Genomic DNA, 15,390 nt, shown 5'->3' with positions numbered 1-15,390 from the left:
TCGTTTGCCGTCATGTACATGCTGGACGTTCACCTTGGGTGGGCCGGCGGTTCCGGGTTAATTGATTTCATCCTCGTAAACGCTTTACCAGGCACCGGAAACTGGTGGATGAACCTTGTCGCAGGTGCTGTGTTCTTCGTCATCTATTATTTCTCTTTCTCCTTTGCCATCAAAAAGTGGGATCTGGCAACACCAGGTCGTGGAGGACAAGAGAACAAGCTCTACACACGTAAAGACTTCAATGAGCAGAAGAAAGGGAGCAAAGGTGGTCAAACAAAAGAGACAGCCGCTGCCATCATGGAAGCTCTTGGTGGAGAATCAAACTTGAAGCACGTCGACGCATGCTTTACAAGGTTACGTGTCGAAGTTTCTGAAGTGGGTCAGATCAATGAAGAGCGCTTGAAAGAACTAGGAGCTGCAGGCGTCGTGAAAGTAGACCACAATATCCAAGCCATTTTCGGCGGACGCTCCGACCTTTACAAAAATGAAATCAACCGTATTATTAAAGAGTCGAATGCTTCTTAAGAAGATAGCCTTTCATTGATATACTCTGAATTTAATTGATATACGGATGTTTCAATCGATATAAACCGATTTGCATCCATCAAAAAAGGAGCCCCTATTCCTCAGGGGCTCCTTTTTTCATCCTGTATTTAACCTTTTTCAGATAAGCTCCCTCTTCTTGAAGACTCAGTTTCGAGATGTTTTTCGGGTTTCGTTGCCATGTTAGGCGTCAGGGGTGGCTGAGAAGCTACTCGCTTTCCTGCGGGGATGACGGCAAGCCTCCTCGAGCTTCGCTCTGCGGGGTCTCGCCAGTCAATCCATTCCCGCGGGAGTCTCGCAGCTTCCCAACCACCCCATTCGATGTAGGTGAGAAACGAACCCCTATACCAAGATGGGGCATCTTCCACCCCAACGCAGGATGAGGCATAAAGCGCTCCAAATCAATCTTTCACTCTCGGAATGACCAATGGGAGGAGTTTCAAATTATCTACTTCTCTTGAGCATACAAGCAGTGATTCCGAGAGTGGTTTCGAGAGCCTCACACGGTAAAGGGGCGGAGGGGAATGGGGAGACTCCTGTGGGAAAAAAGTGCTTGGTGAGACCCCGCAGGACGCAGTCCGAGGAGGCTCACCGCGCTCCCACGGAAAGCGACTCATTCCCCGCAGCCCCCATCCACTCAACAAAGTCTCGAAACTGAGTCTAACCCCATCCTGCCATATAGTTTGATAATTCACTGGTTGATCCTGTTTCTATTACATAGCTAAATGCTTAAAAAGGACACTTATTCCAATCCAGCCAAATTTGAGACCGTAATAGATAAGGATCAAGCTCGCTATACCCTGGATCCACTTTAATAAAGATGAGTTTACGAGGTACCTCCCAAAATGTACGAAAAATGCTAAATTCGCATTCCACAAACCAATCCCAAGAAAAACCATAGAGCTGATGATGAACGAGCGAAACATGTTCTCTTCTTGTAAAGCCCCGCTTAAAACCGATCCATAAATGCTAATCCAAAACAATAGATTCATTGGGTTCGTCCCTGCAATGACTACACCTCTTATGTAAGAGAGTAGAGCTTGTCCTTTATTGTGCCGTTCATAACCTTCCTCCACCCTCCATTCTTCTTTGGCATGCAGGCTCGTCCAACCCGCGTGGACCAAGACAAAGCACCCAACGAGCATTAATACGACTTGCACCCATGTCCACGTAAAAAAAACACCGACTCCAAAGAACATAGCCGCCATCAGCAATAAATCGGAAGACATCCCTCCCAGACCTACACAAAAACCAGACCAAAACCCATAAGTAAGACCTCTTCTCATAATTTCTATATTTATCGGTCCTACAGGTGCCGCAATGGATAATCCCAGTACAATAGAACTTACAACTAAGACAACCAAAACCTCCCCCCCTTTTTATAAAAGATTAAAAAAAAGAGGAACGATGAGCCCGTCCCTCTGTTCCGTTTAATCAACAACGATGTAAGCAATCATCGGACCATCCGAAGCAATTTCAGAATGGGTGGTGCAGATCAGACGGTAGATGCCTTCCTTTTTAAATTGAAGATCTAAGACCGTCTCTTTCCCCTGCTCCACTACGCCTTTGACATCCGTACCTTCAATGTAAAAAGGATGCTCCTTTCCATTCACTCCGTAAATGCTCAGTTTGAAAGGTTCATCCTTTTCAACAAAAATCGTTCCCGGATCCCAACGATAAGCTTCAATTTCTTTTCCATCTGCCGTTTCTGCTTTGAATTCCCCTGTCACTAGATTGACGACTCGGGGTTCTCCATTCACAGGCTCTGTTGAGGTCGAGATGGCTCCTTTCCAGAAAAAGCTCCCGATGTAGTAAGCAGCAAAAGCGATAATAATGGCACCTAAAAGTAAACCGATTTTTCGTGCAGACAAAATCCACGCATCCACGCCATACCCCTCCTATCGTTTCGTTAGTTCATTTATATGCATAAGGACACCGAAAACTTGTCTACTTTTTAAAGTAAAGTTCCCTTTTCTGGAAGACTCAGTTTCGAGATAACCGGGGTTCGTTTGCCGTATTTGGAGTCAGGGGTGGTTGGGAAGCTACTCGCTTTCCTGTGGGGGAGCGCCGAGCTTCCTCGGACTACGTCCTGTGGGATCTCGCCTATCTCCTTCTCCCATGGGAGTCTCGCAGCTTCCCAACCACCCCATTCTTATAGGTGAGTAACCCTAGAAGTGGTTTCGAGAGACTACACATGGTAAAGGGGCGGAGGGGAATGGCGAGACTCCTACCTTAAGTGTGCAGGCGCCTTGATCAGCGGCGTATGGACTGGACTGAGCTGGCGGAGATAAAGGAAACACGAAGAACGGAGTGATTCGATGTTGACTTATCGTACAGAAGCGAGGGAAGTCTCACTAGCCGCTAGGCGCCGGAACCGGATAGCTAAGAGGAAAAAAGTGTATGGTGAGACCCCGCAGGACGCAGTCCGAGAGAGAACAGAAGAAGTTCGATTAAGTTCGGCACGTCCTGTGCCAACATCGAACGACCCCACCTCGTGTGGGGACCCGCGGAAAGCGAGCTATTCCCCGTAGCCCCCATACACTCGACAAAAGTCTCGAAACTGAGTCTCCCACAATCTGCCATTAAACAGAATAAAAAGAACCACACCTGGGGCGTGGTTCTTTTGGTTAATAGAATATTTTTGGGTCGATCCAATCGGTGTATGGGGAAGATTCTTCATTGTCCGTTGAATCAAGGAGCAGGGAACCGCATTTTTGGTCAAACCGGAAAGGAATGGCCTGCCTATAGTCGGAAGGATAGATATCCGCATTACGATATTCTGTAAATGGCTGGTCAAGCGGACGGCCTTCGACATAATCTTTTTTCAACTCTTCTACAACGATGCGGCCGATTTGTCTACCAAGACGGAGCCCCTCATCATTATCGACAGGGAAGTGTACGCCGGCATAAAGCCTGGAGCGGGCGTCTTCTTCAGCCAACTCCCGCAGCTTCCTTCTTTCGGCCGGAAAGAAATAACTAAGGATTACTTCTGCAGCCCCGGAAATCGTTGCGTGTCCGGATGGATAAGATGGATGTTTCGGTGTACAAATGACCGTGCGTAATTGAGGGTCCAATTGGTTAGGACGCGGTACCAGCCAGCGGTATTTCAACGACCAGCAAACGACGAAAGCATCATTCATTCCGCTGAAAACGGCTCCTAAAATACGAGCGGCTCTAGGGGCTTCCACACCATAAGTATCAATCAGGCGGTCCACAATGGGTACCCATTGTTTGGACGCTGGCCCATCTCCCCAGTACACAGCAATTTTCCTTTGATCGGCTGTCAAATGCGCTAATGTTTCTTTGACTACCTTCAGTTCCCTAGGCCAGTCAATGGTCTTTGGATCTTTGATGGCTAATCGTATCGGAGTTCCATCCAACGTTTTAAACCCGTGCCTGCGGCTATGTTCAATAAAATAGGTTTTCCATTTCCCTGCTTCAAACTCCACCCCTTCGTTCGTTGATGGTGGTCGGCTTTCGCCGGCATAAGGCAAATCGGTCCAGTAAGGATACGGTTGATTTAGTGACATGGTCACCCCTCCCTTTTCCTCATCTTATGCGGCATGATGTGCGGAGGTGTGAGACTTAACCGTATCCTCTTTCCTTCCTCTCTGATGCTTGTGCTTGAATGAGAGCTGCATAGTCCCCACCTTGTTCCATGAGCGTCCTGTGGTTTCCTTTTTCAACGATCCTCCCACTCTTGAGCACGAGAATAACATCAGCTGAGCGTATGGTATGCAGACGGTGAGCAATGACAAAGCTCGTTCGTCCTTTCATTAAATTGGTGAGACCGGCATTGATTTTCATTTCTGTGACTGTATCAATGCTGCTTGTCGCTTCATCTAAAATGAGTAACGATGGATCTGCGATCATAGCTCGAGCAATAGAAAGTAATTGTCTTTGTCCATGACTTACCCCTTTTCCATCTGAATCAAGAACCGTATCGTATCCGTCTGGCAGTTGGGTAATAAAATCATGAGCCATTGCGGACCGAGCAGCTTGTTCAACCTCACCATCTGTGGCATCCAGTCGGCCATAACGAATGTTTTCCCTTATGGTCGTATGAAACATGGTCGCATCCTGGAGAACGACCCCCATCTGGTTCCTTAGACTATCTCTTTTCACGCTTTTCAAGTCGACGCCATCCAAAAGAATATGACCTGAGTCCGGGTCGTAGAATCGTGACAGTAAAGAAATGATTGTCGTTTTCCCCGCGCCTGTAGGACCGACGAGCGCCACCGTTTGACCGGCTCTCGCTTGAAAGGTGATGTCCGAAAGCGTCTGCTGTTCTTCTTCATAAGAGAAATCGACATGCACAAATTGGATATCCCCTTGGATTTCTGACACCTCATGCGCGTTCTTTTCATCCAGCCTCTCTTCTTTTTCGTCAATGACCTGGAAGACCCTGTCTGCGCCAGCTACTGCTGAGAGAATCATGTTGAACTGGTTGGCCAGATCGTTCAACGGTCGAGTGAATTGACGGGAATATGTTGTAAACGTGACGATGATACCGATCGATATAGAGCCGTTAAGAGCAAGCAGCCCGCCTGCTCCGACGATGATCGCAAAGCTTACATTATTTAACATGTTCATCAATTTTGGAATAAAACCTGTGTACACCTGGGCATAGTAGCCGGACTTTCTTAACGCTTGATTTTTTTCCCGAAACTCATCAATGACATCTTCCTCTTTGGAAAACATTTTAATGATCGGCTGACCAGAGAACATTTCCTCTACATAGCCATTAACGTCACCAAGGTCCTTTTGTTGCTTTTTAAAATAGGGACCGGTTCGGTTTGTGATCCATTTCATCCCAAAATACATGACAGGAATAATGGTCAATGTCAGCAGGGTAAGCATTGGACTTAACCAAAGCATGATGATTAATGTACCGATGATCGTCAATAAACTTGTAAAAAATTGTACGACGGCCGTATTTAAGGTCCGGCTTACGTTTTCAATATCGTTCGTAAGTCTGCTCATCAACTCCCCCTGCTGCATTCTTTGGAAAAAGAGAACAGGCAGCAGCTGAACATGTGAAAATAGATGCGACCTCATCGACCGGACCGCATTTTGAGCGATTCCGATCATCCAATAATTTTGCAGCCAGAGAAAAAGCGCATGAAACAAGTAAACAAGAAACAAGCTGCCCAGCATGGGGAGGAGGGTTCCTGATCCAGGAGCTTCTATGACCATGTCAACGGTCAGCCCTAGTAGATAAGGACCGAGCAAGGATAAAGAGGAACTGATCAGGATGGCCGCCAAAACAATGATAAATCTTACTCTTTCTTCCGCCATGTAACGCCAAATTCTCCGGAGTGTACCCCCGATATTTTCTACTTTTGGAGGTTTTGATCCAATCCCATGAAGGTGACCCATTTTCGGTTTAGGATTTCCACTCATGACGTCACCCCCTCTTGTTGAGATTGATGGATTTCAGCGTAATACTCACTTCGTTGAAGCAGTTCGTCATGTGTACCCTGAGCAATGATTTCTCCTTGGTGAAGAATCAAAATGAGGTCTGCATTTTGGATCGAACTGATTTTTTGAGCAACGAGAAACACAGTACATGGCTGTTCGTCCAGAGTACGTAAAAGCCTCTTCTCGGTATGAGCATCAAGGGCACTCGTACTATCATCCAAAATCAAAACCCGCGGCTCGCGCACCAGGGCTCGTGCTATCGACAGGCGCTGCTTCTGTCCTCCAGAAAAGACGACCCCTTTCTGGCCGATTTGTGTCTCATAACCGTTTGGCAAGTCGGTGATAAAATCATGAATCTGCGCCTGCTTAGCCGCTCCCTCAATCTCTTCACGCGTCGCACCCTTCTTCCCCCAGGAAATGTTTTCCCTTACCGTACCTGAAAACAAATGAACCTCTTGGGGGACGAGGCTGATTTGTTTTCTAATATTTTTCACATGGAGATTTTCGATTTCCACCCCATCCAAAAAGAGTTGACCCGCATTTTTTTCATATAAACGGGGTATTAAATGAAGCAAAGATGTTTTTCCGGAACCTGTTTCCCCAATGATACCGACTGTGGTTCCCGGTACTACATGGAAATTCAGATTTTTCAACACATTGTAACCGCCCCTTTGAAGAGAAACATTGTGGAAGCGGACCGCACCGTCCAGTTCTTTGGCTTTTCCTGACGTATCTTCATCTGTCGTTTGATGCAGCACGTCTGCAATCCTCTCAGCCGAGGCCTGCCCTCGTGAGATGACCATGATCAAGAATGTAAAAACAGAAAAGGTGAATAAAATTCTTGTCGCGTAGTTGATGATGGCGACCAGTTCACCAGCTTCCACCCCTGCATTGCTGAGTATTTGTGCACCAACAAAAAGGAGGATCAGGATGACAATGTTCATCCCGAACATGACGACAGGCATAGCCACTTCCATGAGCCACAACGCTTTCTTATTGTGAAAAACCAACGACTCATTTGCCTGATGAAATCTCTCCTCTTCATGCTCTTTCCGATTAAAGCCTTTGATCAAGCGGATGCCGGCTATATTTTCCCGAATGATCGTATTGAGTCCATCGAGTTTATGCTGAACTTTCTTAAACCACTTGATGCCTTTTGTAAGAAGGAAGAATAGGAACAGCAAAAATACAGGTACACTGCCCAGTAGTAATAGGGCAAGTTTCACATCGATGGTAAAAGCCATAATTAAAGCAAAAATGATGAAAAGCGGAGCCCTGAGCCCGATCCTTACAAACATGAATAGTAAGTTTTGAATCTGAATCACATCATTGGTGATCCTTGTGACCAAGCTTGGAGTCGTGACGTTTTGGAAGTGACGGGCTGAAAACTTCTGGACTTTTGAAAATAGGTCTTTTCTCAAGTCATAACCGACCCCCTGACTCAGGTCGGCAGCAAAGAAAGAATTGGTCACCCCTGCGGTAAAGGCGAGCAATGATAACCCTAAAAGCACACCTCCCCAAAGCAAAACGGCGTTAAAGTCTTCGGCTATTATTCCATCGTCTATAATTTTGGCCATGAGGATGGGCTGGGCCAGTTCAACCAATAATTCGATGAACATAAGGAAAAGGGCGATTGATGCAGACTTTTTATAAGGGAAGGTATAAGAAAAAATTGCACGCATACAAAATCCTCCAAACGTGGGTCAATCTAAAGACCCGTTATACAGATAGGGAATGTCTTCATTAATAAAAAGATGATGTTCATGCACGATTTGAGAACCATGAGTCTTTCCTTTATACAAACACACCAAGATCAGCTATTTAAGTATAACTTTTGTACAACACCGACCTTCTGTAAAGGTGCGCCACTGAGCCAAAACCCTGGACTTATATATTGATTATTCACACTAGCTTAAGTCATAATAGGCAATGTAACACGAACAAATATGTAAGTACTTGTGACTCGTATAAAAAGCAAATAGAATTATAGTAATAGTATTTTCCCGAACAAACAGGAAGGTGATCCTTTTTGGACAACATAAAACCGATTTTTCCCGTTACTGAAGAATTGTTAGAACTCGTAGACTTATTAAACCAAGTCTCGGAATCGGAAGAAGAAAAAGTCATCCCTCAGACCATGACTGTCTTAAACAAAGTCTATGCCCAGGGAGTATTGGAAGGCTACGAAAAAGCCATGCAAAAACAAGGACAGACCACAAAAAAATAACGTGAGGTGAAGCAGATGAAGGAAGATGGGATCGGCCTTGATGTCACTCTTGAAGTCGTGTGCGGAAAGTGGAAAGGGTTAATTCTTTGGAAACTCATCCACGAAAATCATCTGCGGTTCAATGAACTGCGTCGGTCCCTTGATGGAAACATCTCTTCCAGAATCCTTGCCAGAGAGCTGAAGAAGCTCATCCAGGACGGTCTAATCGAACGTATCGATTATGAAACTGTGCCTCCCAGAGTGGAGTATCGTGTGACGCCTTACGGGCGAACAACGGCCTCATTCTTGGAGAAGATGAACGAATGGGGTATCCACCACAAGCGAAGAGCGTACCAGCAAGAAAGCCTCACGGACGTATCAAATCAACTAAAAGAACAGTAGAAAAAAGAGGCACTTTCGCAAGTGAGTGCCTCTTTTTTCAGGACCCTAAGAGCGGTCGTTAGGATAAACCAAGCCGATTTGCCGGCGGGCTTCCTCCATGATTTTCGCTGTAATCAGCGTATGCTCCAACGAATTATTCTCCGACCGATCTTTTGTCTTCTCCACCAGACTGATAAACTCAGCCGCTTCATAATACATAGGGGAAAACTCATCTTCGAAAGAAAGTTCTTCCACGGATCCATCTCTATAAATGATTTTTATATCTTTCGGTTCAGAAATATTCGGAATGAGCATCGTGCCTTTTTCTCCTTGAATTTCTGACGGAGCATGGGAATCCACGATTTTGGAGTGGACCACTACTCCTTCCATTCCATCATAAGCTGCGACCACACTGCCTTGACCGTCAACACCTGAATCTAAAAATACGGCATTAGCCTGGACATGATTGGGGGCACCGAATAGGGCAACCATCGGATAAATGCCATAAATACCAAGGTCCATCAAAGAACCGTTCGACAGTTCCGGCTTGAAAGCATTCAACACCTCTCCTCTTTTATATGCATCATAACGAGAGGAATACTTGCTGAAGTTCCCGACGAAGCGTCTCACTTCCCCGATTTTATGTAGATGTTCCTGAATGCTTAGAAAACCTGGCATGAGTGTAGACTTGACTGCTTCCATTAACAGAACGCCTTCTTCTTTGGCTACTTCAATCATAGAAGCGATCTCTTGTTGATTGGAAGCCATCGGTTTTTCACATAAGACGTGCGTCCCTTTTCTCATGATGGTTTTCGCCTGCTCCGCATGGAAAGCGTTAGGACTCGCTATATAAACCGCATCCACATTCGAACTGGATGCCATCTTTTCTAAATCTGTGTACGTCTCAAGTGCACCGTGTTTGGATGCGAAGTTGGCTGCTTTCTCTTCTGTACGGGAATACACCGCCTGTAATGTAAAATGGGCATGCTGTTTCGCTGCCTCTATAAATTTTTCCGTAATGGTATTGGTTCCTATAATTCCAAATCTAACCATGTAGACACCTCCAAAATAACCGTACCCTCATTATATCATGAAACATGGAAGAAACACCCACCCCTAAGCTAAGCTTAGTCCATATGTTTCAATGCGAGCTTAGCCAGTACCTGTTGACCTTTTGCCGTCGGATGAACATCCCCTTTAATGATGTACTCAGGATGACCATGATAGGCCTTATAGGCATCGACAAGAGTAACGGAAGCAAAGTGTTTCAGCAGCTTGATTAAGGAAGCATACTGCTGGTTAATATAAGCGAGCGGCGTGTTCAACTGGTCACCGGCAGCAGGATAAGGATTGTATATGTTGTAGACGAGCACTTTCCCGTTCGTTAATTCGTCAATCGCCAGAATGGTCGAATAGACATTATAAATGAGATCTCGAATAACCGGAGCAGCCTCCTCCATTTTCATACCATCCAGTCCACCATTTTTTTTTACGACATTCAATAAATCATTGCCACCGATATACACAATGACATAATCAGCGTTCTTAAGACTTTCTCTGAAGGTATTATTGGATTGAACAGCTTTTAGTAATTGGGCAGATGTCAGTCCTGGAATACTTAAATTGGTCACTTCTATATCTTTTTTCATTCCAATCAAAGACGGGAACGACCCTTTTGGAGGATTTTTATTTTCTTTATCCAAATTATAACCAAATGGAATGGAATCCCCGATGGCCACCAATCTTTCTTCTTTAAAAGCTGCTAGGTCAGAAGGTGCCAGAATGACAGCGAACACCATGACCAGGATCCATATATTCTTCATTCTCTACCCCTGCCTTGATTTGTATGTAAAACATGACGCCTGATGATAACCAAGCGTCATATCTACTTATTTTGCAATAAACATTTGCACCCAGTAATTGCCATCTTTAGCATAACCAACGCCAATGTGAGTGATATTCTTGTTCATAATGTTCTTACGGTGACCTGAACTGTTTAACCAGCCATCGACAACCGATTGTGGAGACTGCTGTCCTGCAGCAATGTTTTCAGCGGCTGTTGAATAATCAACTCCGAATTCCTTCAGCATATCAAAAGGACTTCCGTAAGTTGGTGATGTATGGGAGAAATAATCGTTCTTCGCCATATCCTCAGATTTCGTTTGAGCCACTTCTTCTACATCATTGCTGTTCTTAAGAGGTTTCAAGCCATTTTTCTCACGAGCTTTGTTCGTCAAATCAATGACCTGTTGTTGAAAATCCCCATTCGCCTGGTCGCTCTGCTGGGCAGTATCATTACGATTTTGCTCGGCTTGATCAGGGGTTTGTCTTTGCGCCTGGTCTCCACCTTGTGGATCTTGTGTGTAACGGCCATCATGGTCAAAAAAGTATGGACCTTGCATCGACCCGTTCGTTCCATTTGGGTTCATACCTTCAAAAGGAATGTTGGCATCAAAACGGTTTTGGCCGTATGCTCCTGGATCCATTTCTCTTGGTTGATTACCGTCCCCTTGCATGCCTTGGTCTTCTGGACCAAAGCTGACTTGATTCAAATTGTTCCGCTGACTTTCACGTGCGCGTTCTTCCGATGTATTACAAGCAGCCAACATGGCAATCATCATGAGCGCTGCGAATAGAATGATCCATTTTTTCTTCATCATGCATCCTCCTCAGGATTAATCTTCACGTTTACTATTTGCATGAAAGCAAACAATATCCCTGAGAAGAAGTACCATTTCAGCACACCAATTCCTACCCTATTCCACATAAGCTCCCTATACTTGAATACTGCCATATAGTGAAATAAATAAAAAACCTGAACGGGTCCGTTTGTGGACGTTCAGGTTTTTGGGAATGTTATTTTGTGTGGCAATCGGGGCAGCAGTGTTTGCAGCCGTTGACATCTTCGTAAGTATTTCTGGCAACTTCGAGAGCGTTTGCGCAGTCGTCGTGACCACCTAATTCCAATAAATTCTGCTCAAAAGGCATAAAGTCACAGCCTTCGACATGCACTTCGTGTTCGCCACCTGTCTGCTGATTCTGGTTCACATAAAATTGTGCCATTCCATTACCTCCTTTTGTGGAGGCATTCCCCTACCGGATGGATGACAAACACAAACAGGCGGACTGAGGCGGCTTTTCTAATCGTCAAGGTGGAAACATACGACTTTTTGTTCAGTCATGGATTCTATGCTAAACCGTACTCCTTCACGACCGATGCCGGACCCTTTCGTACCTCCGAATGGCATTTCATCAATTCGATAATCGCTGCTGTCGTTGATCATGATGCCACCTACGTCCATTTTCTTTATAGCTTTAAAAGCTTGATTGATATCATTTGTAAAGATTCCTGCGTGCAGTCCATAATTGACAGCATTGGATTTTTCAATGGCTTCCTCTAAATCAACAACAGGGTTTACAATGACCACAGGCCCAAAGATCTCTTCTGCCATCACTTTTGCATCTGAAGGTACCCCGGTCAGTATGGTCGGAGAATAGTATGCTCCGTCACGGACTCCTCCAGTTTCTATTTGTGCTCCCTTTACCAACGCTTCCTCGACCCATTCGGCCACCCGGGCCGCTTCTTTTTCATTAATCATAGGTCCTACATCTGTTCTGTCATCCATTTTATCGCCGACTTTAAGCGCTACAGTCGCTTCCACCAGGCGATCAATGAATTCTGGATAAAGTTCTCTGCCTACAAAAATTCTTTGTACGCCGATGCAATTCTGACCTGCCGCCGAAAAGGCACCCGAACAGCAAGCATGAACAGCCTTGGAAAGGTCTGCATCGTTAAGGACAATGACCGGCGAGTTTGATCCCAGTTCCATACTTATTTTTTTCGTTCCTGCTTTTCTCGTGATGGCTTCCCCGGCAACAGATCCTCCCGTAAAGGAAACCATTTTTATGGCCGGATGTGTGATCAGTGTATCCCCGACTTCCTTTCCTGATCCAGTAACAACGGATAGATAACCGTCAGGAAGGCCCGCTTCCACGAAGGCTTCCGCGAGCTTCAATGCACTTAGAGGCGTGGCTGAGGCTGGTTTTACCACAATCGCGTTTCCAGCAGCTATGGCTGGCCCTATTTTATGTGCGACTAAATTGAGCGGGTCATTAAAAGGAGTGATGGCTCCTACGACTCCCACAGGAAAACGTTGATAATACCCGACCCTATTTTCGCTGCCCGGATTTTGATCGAAGTTGATGGTCTCTCCTTTCAACCGCCTTGCTTCCTCCGCGCTGATCCGAATGGTTTGAATGGCTCGTGAAACCTCTGAACGAGCCTCAGTAATCGTTTTACTTCCTTCACGTGCGATGATTGAAGCGAAAACTTCGTGATTCTTCTCCATATAATCAGAAACTTTGCTTAGTATGCGAATCCTTTCATGTGTGGGAATGGGGTCTCTCATTCGAAAAGTACGATCGGCGGTTTCAATAGCTTCAGTCATTTCCTCATTCGTTGCAGAGGGGACAGTGGCCTGCACTTCACTGTTCTGAGGGTTGATGACATCAAAACTGTGCAAGCCTTCTCTCCATTCTCCTCCAATCAGCATTTTGTAACTCTTCACCTTCGTGGTCATGAGTGGCTCCCTCCTCCGATTTTGGTCCCCTGCTTCTGTTTGTGGCAATGAATCAGGTCGATGAGTAAAGAAAATCCCGTTTCCTTTAACCCTGCCCCCGCACCTGTGAGCATGATCGGACCGGACAGATCACATTCATAGACGATGGCATTGGTTGCACCACTAACTCGCGCTAAGAGATCATCCTGTTTCACACGCTCCGGTTGGACGGTCGCTTTTACCGTGCCGTTGTTTTGAGAAATACGGGCAAGCAGCTTCCATTTTTCGCCGGCTTTTTCCGCTTCTTTGATATCTTCTACTGATAAACCAGTAATTCCAGCACAGAAAATCTCTTCAGGGTCGAGTTGAACTCCATACACATGATTTGATAAAATAGCGGCTTTATACCTGACATCGTAGGCTTCAAGGTCACTCGTCGGATCAGCCTCTGCATAACCGAGGGCTTGGGCTTTTTCCAACGCTTCATTCAATGTCATTCCACCTTCCATAGCGGTAAGAATATAATTGGTGGTGCCGTTCAATATCCCTCTGATTTCTTTAATTTCATTGCCAGCTAATGTTTCTAGTGGGAGTCTTAGTGCAGGCGTACCACTCATGACCGTTCCTTCGAACCCGAAAAACACGTCATGTTGATCCGCCTTTTCGTTTAATTCTTGATAGGCAAGGGCGACAGGACCTTTGTTTGTCGTTATGACACTTTTCCCTGTTTCAAAAGCACGATGGCAATGAGTGAGGGCAGGCTCCCCGGTCTTGACATCGGTGTAGGTCACTTCAATAATGACATCCGCTTGTGAATTCTCTATCGTTTCTAAACTGTTCCATCCTTTGACCCCCTGCCTGGATGCCGGATAGGATTCTACAGAGCCCGTTCGTTTTACACACTCCAATAACTTCGGAATATTCAAACCGTCCGGCTCGAAAACAGAGCCTTTCATAACATCCGATACCGCCACGATTTCCACATCAAGTCCGTGATTTTGCTGAAGTTCCTGATGTTTTTCCTCCACAATTTCTGCAAACGCCTGACCTACGCCTCCAAATCCAATCATGGCTATTTTCATACTCAATGGACTCCTCCTCGCTCAAGTAATGAATAAGCACTCTCCAACAGCACTCTTACACCAATCGGCAATGAACGTTCATCGATATCAAAATCCGATTGATGGAGACTTCGTTCCTTTTCCAATCCGCAACCAAGAAAAAACATCGCTCCAGGTATTTTTCTAGTGAAATGGCTGAAGTCTTCGCTCCCCATCCCAAAGGGCTCTTCATACATGTTCAGTCCGGATGCAGCTTCCTTTATGATCCGGTTGATTCTAGGATCGTTGATTAAAGAGGGTTCACCGCGATGGATACGAAGTGAATACTCCCCGCCGAGCGCTGTGACGACATTGGCCACCTGATGGATTTCCTTGCATAATCTATCTCTCACATCATCTTTATAAGATCTGATGGTCCCTTTTATGTCTACAATACTTGGAATCACATTGTTGGCCTCCCCTGCATGCACCTGCCCAACACTAATGGTGCCGACATCCAGAGGGTTTACTTTTCGACCATTCAGGCTGTATAACGCCTGCAACACATAAGTCGCCATCCATATCGGGTCTTTCACATGCTGCGGATATCCCGCATGACCGCCGCTCCCTTGAATTTTCAAATGAAATTCGTCATTGTTTGCCATGCTCGGGCCGTCATTCCATTGGATTTCACCTGACTTCCTCCATGGACACATGTGCAGGGATAAAACGGCATCCATATGAAGCCTGCCGGCTTCCAGCATTTTCATCGCACCTGTTTCCCCTGCTGCATCACAACTTTCTTCTGCTGGCTGAAAAATCAGTTTGATCGTTCCTTGAAAACGCCCAGCTTTTGCATCCTCCGCCAACAGCTGGGCGACGCCAAGCAAGATGGCCATGTGCGCATCATGCCCACATGCATGCATCACACCGGGATTATGTGAAGCCCATGGAACGCCTGTCGTTTCCGTGATAGGAAGAGCGTCCATATCCGCACGAATCCCCACAACAGGACCCTCCCCATGGCTGACGGTAGCGACAATCCCATAGCCTCCGACATTCATTTCGATTTCATATGTGTGGAAGCTTTCTAATATTTCCCCCACTTTTTCACTCGTTCGCTTTTCCTGAAAGCTGAGTTCAGGGAAGCGGTGGAAGTCCCGCCGCCACCCCACTAAACGATCTACAAGCTGGTTTGCACGCAAGACGATGTCCAGCTTTTCGGTTTTCACATCCTTCC

Annotated in this window: 15 protein-coding genes; 3 read left to right on the top strand and 12 right to left on the bottom strand. The window is 45.8% G+C overall.

Annotation, left to right across the window (positions count from 1 at the left end; all coding sequences use genetic code 11):
* Nucleotides 1–525, top strand: a 525-nt coding sequence (locus DYE48_RS07920) for a glucose PTS transporter subunit EIIB (RefSeq protein WP_167449470.1), incomplete at its 5' end; no start/stop codon positions are given.
* A gap of 731 nt (nt 526–1,256) precedes the next feature.
* Here the strand turns inward: DYE48_RS07920 and DYE48_RS07915 are convergent.
* The 5 genes from DYE48_RS07915 to DYE48_RS07895 form a co-directional block, all read right to left on the bottom strand.
* Nucleotides 1,257–1,907, bottom strand: coding sequence for a LysE family translocator (locus tag DYE48_RS07915; RefSeq protein WP_115823156.1), 651 nt, complete (start codon nt 1,905–1,907; stop codon nt 1,257–1,259).
* 66 nt (nt 1,908–1,973) lie between these two features.
* Nucleotides 1,974–2,429: a cupredoxin domain-containing protein gene (locus DYE48_RS07910; RefSeq protein WP_115823155.1), complete on the bottom strand. Its 456-nt coding sequence runs from the start codon at nt 2,427–2,429 to the stop codon at nt 1,974–1,976.
* Between the two features lie 741 nt (nt 2,430–3,170).
* Nucleotides 3,171–4,073, bottom strand: coding sequence for a vanadium-dependent haloperoxidase (locus DYE48_RS07905; protein ID WP_115823154.1), 903 nt, complete (start codon nt 4,071–4,073; stop codon nt 3,171–3,173).
* A 55-nt stretch (nt 4,074–4,128) separates the two neighbouring features.
* Entirely contained in the window at nt 4,129–5,946 is a 1,818-nt protein-coding gene (locus DYE48_RS07900) for an ABC transporter ATP-binding protein (protein WP_244199394.1), read from the bottom strand.
* Nucleotides 5,943–7,646 carry an ABC transporter ATP-binding protein gene (locus DYE48_RS07895; RefSeq protein WP_115823153.1) on the bottom strand — a complete coding sequence of 568 codons (1,704 nt, stop codon included), beginning with the start codon at nt 7,644–7,646 and terminating at the stop codon, nt 5,943–5,945. The genes DYE48_RS07900 and DYE48_RS07895 overlap by 4 nt, the downstream gene beginning before the upstream one ends.
* 347 nt (nt 7,647–7,993) lie before the next feature.
* Between DYE48_RS07895 and DYE48_RS07890 the strand changes: the two genes are divergently transcribed.
* On the top strand, nt 7,994–8,191 hold the full coding sequence (locus DYE48_RS07890; protein WP_089654887.1) for a hypothetical protein: 198 nt from the start codon (nt 7,994–7,996) through the stop codon (nt 8,189–8,191).
* 15 nt (nt 8,192–8,206) lie between these two features.
* Nucleotides 8,207–8,572: a winged helix-turn-helix transcriptional regulator gene (locus DYE48_RS07885; protein WP_089654886.1), complete on the top strand. Its 366-nt coding sequence runs from the start codon at nt 8,207–8,209 to the stop codon at nt 8,570–8,572.
* 45 nt (nt 8,573–8,617) lie between these two features.
* Here the strand turns inward: DYE48_RS07885 and DYE48_RS07880 are convergent, their stop codons facing one another.
* The 7 genes from DYE48_RS07880 to DYE48_RS07850 all read right to left on the bottom strand — a co-directional run bounded on the left by DYE48_RS07880 (nt 8,618) and on the right by DYE48_RS07850 (nt 15,382).
* A complete protein-coding gene (locus DYE48_RS07880; RefSeq protein ID WP_115823152.1) occupies nt 8,618–9,604 on the bottom strand; it encodes a Gfo/Idh/MocA family protein in 987 nt (328 codons plus the stop codon).
* A 74-nt stretch (nt 9,605–9,678) separates the two neighbouring features.
* On the bottom strand, nt 9,679–10,374 hold the full coding sequence (locus DYE48_RS07875; RefSeq protein WP_115823151.1) for an SGNH/GDSL hydrolase family protein: 696 nt from the start codon (nt 10,372–10,374) through the stop codon (nt 9,679–9,681).
* A gap of 66 nt (nt 10,375–10,440) precedes the next feature.
* Nucleotides 10,441–11,208, bottom strand: a complete 768-nt coding sequence (locus DYE48_RS07870) for a CAP domain-containing protein (protein ID WP_115823150.1) — start codon at nt 11,206–11,208, stop codon at nt 10,441–10,443.
* 199 nt (nt 11,209–11,407) lie between these two features.
* The gene (locus tag DYE48_RS07865) at nt 11,408–11,614 is read right to left on the bottom strand and encodes a hypothetical protein (protein WP_089654706.1); all 207 of its coding nucleotides are present in this window, start codon (nt 11,612–11,614) and stop codon (nt 11,408–11,410) included.
* Between the two features lie 77 nt (nt 11,615–11,691).
* Nucleotides 11,692–13,131 carry an aldehyde dehydrogenase family protein gene (locus DYE48_RS07860; RefSeq protein WP_115823149.1) on the bottom strand — a complete coding sequence of 480 codons (1,440 nt, stop codon included), beginning with the start codon at nt 13,129–13,131 and terminating at the stop codon, nt 11,692–11,694.
* Nucleotides 13,128–14,198: a homoserine dehydrogenase gene (locus DYE48_RS07855; protein WP_115823148.1), complete on the bottom strand. Its 1,071-nt coding sequence runs from the start codon at nt 14,196–14,198 to the stop codon at nt 13,128–13,130. Before DYE48_RS07855 ends, DYE48_RS07860 begins: the two co-directional genes overlap by 4 nt.
* Nucleotides 14,195–15,382 carry a M20 metallopeptidase family protein gene (locus DYE48_RS07850; protein WP_115823147.1) on the bottom strand — a complete coding sequence of 396 codons (1,188 nt, stop codon included), beginning with the start codon at nt 15,380–15,382 and terminating at the stop codon, nt 14,195–14,197. Before DYE48_RS07850 ends, DYE48_RS07855 begins: the two co-directional genes overlap by 4 nt.
* Nucleotides 15,383–15,390: the final 8 nt, after the last annotated feature.

Source organism: Halobacillus trueperi (genome assembly GCF_003386945.1).
Taxonomy (GTDB): Bacteria; Bacillota; Bacilli; order Bacillales; family Halobacillaceae; genus Halobacillus; species Halobacillus aidingensis.
This window is presented reverse-complemented; position numbering and strand designations above follow the sequence as displayed.

Coding starts and splice junctions, on each gene's coding strand:
- DYE48_RS07905 (WP_115823154.1), bottom strand. CDS start 4,073: ATGTCACTAAATCAACCGTATCCTTACTGGACCGATTTGCCTTATGCC.
- DYE48_RS07900 (WP_244199394.1), bottom strand. CDS start 5,946: ATGAGTGGAAATCCTAAACCGAAAATGGGTCACCTTCATGGGATTGGA.
- DYE48_RS07895 (WP_115823153.1), bottom strand. CDS start 7,646: ATGCGTGCAATTTTTTCTTATACCTTCCCTTATAAAAAGTCTGCATCA.
- DYE48_RS07885 (WP_089654886.1), top strand. CDS start 8,207: ATGAAGGAAGATGGGATCGGCCTTGATGTCACTCTTGAAGTCGTGTGC.
- DYE48_RS07880 (WP_115823152.1), bottom strand. CDS start 9,604: ATGGTTAGATTTGGAATTATAGGAACCAATACCATTACGGAAAAATTT.
- DYE48_RS07875 (WP_115823151.1), bottom strand. CDS start 10,374: ATGAAGAATATATGGATCCTGGTCATGGTGTTCGCTGTCATTCTGGCA.
- DYE48_RS07870 (WP_115823150.1), bottom strand. CDS start 11,208: ATGAAGAAAAAATGGATCATTCTATTCGCAGCGCTCATGATGATTGCC.
- DYE48_RS07865 (WP_089654706.1), bottom strand. CDS start 11,614: ATGGCACAATTTTATGTGAACCAGAATCAGCAGACAGGTGGCGAACAC.
- DYE48_RS07860 (WP_115823149.1), bottom strand. CDS start 13,131: ATGACCACGAAGGTGAAGAGTTACAAAATGCTGATTGGAGGAGAATGG.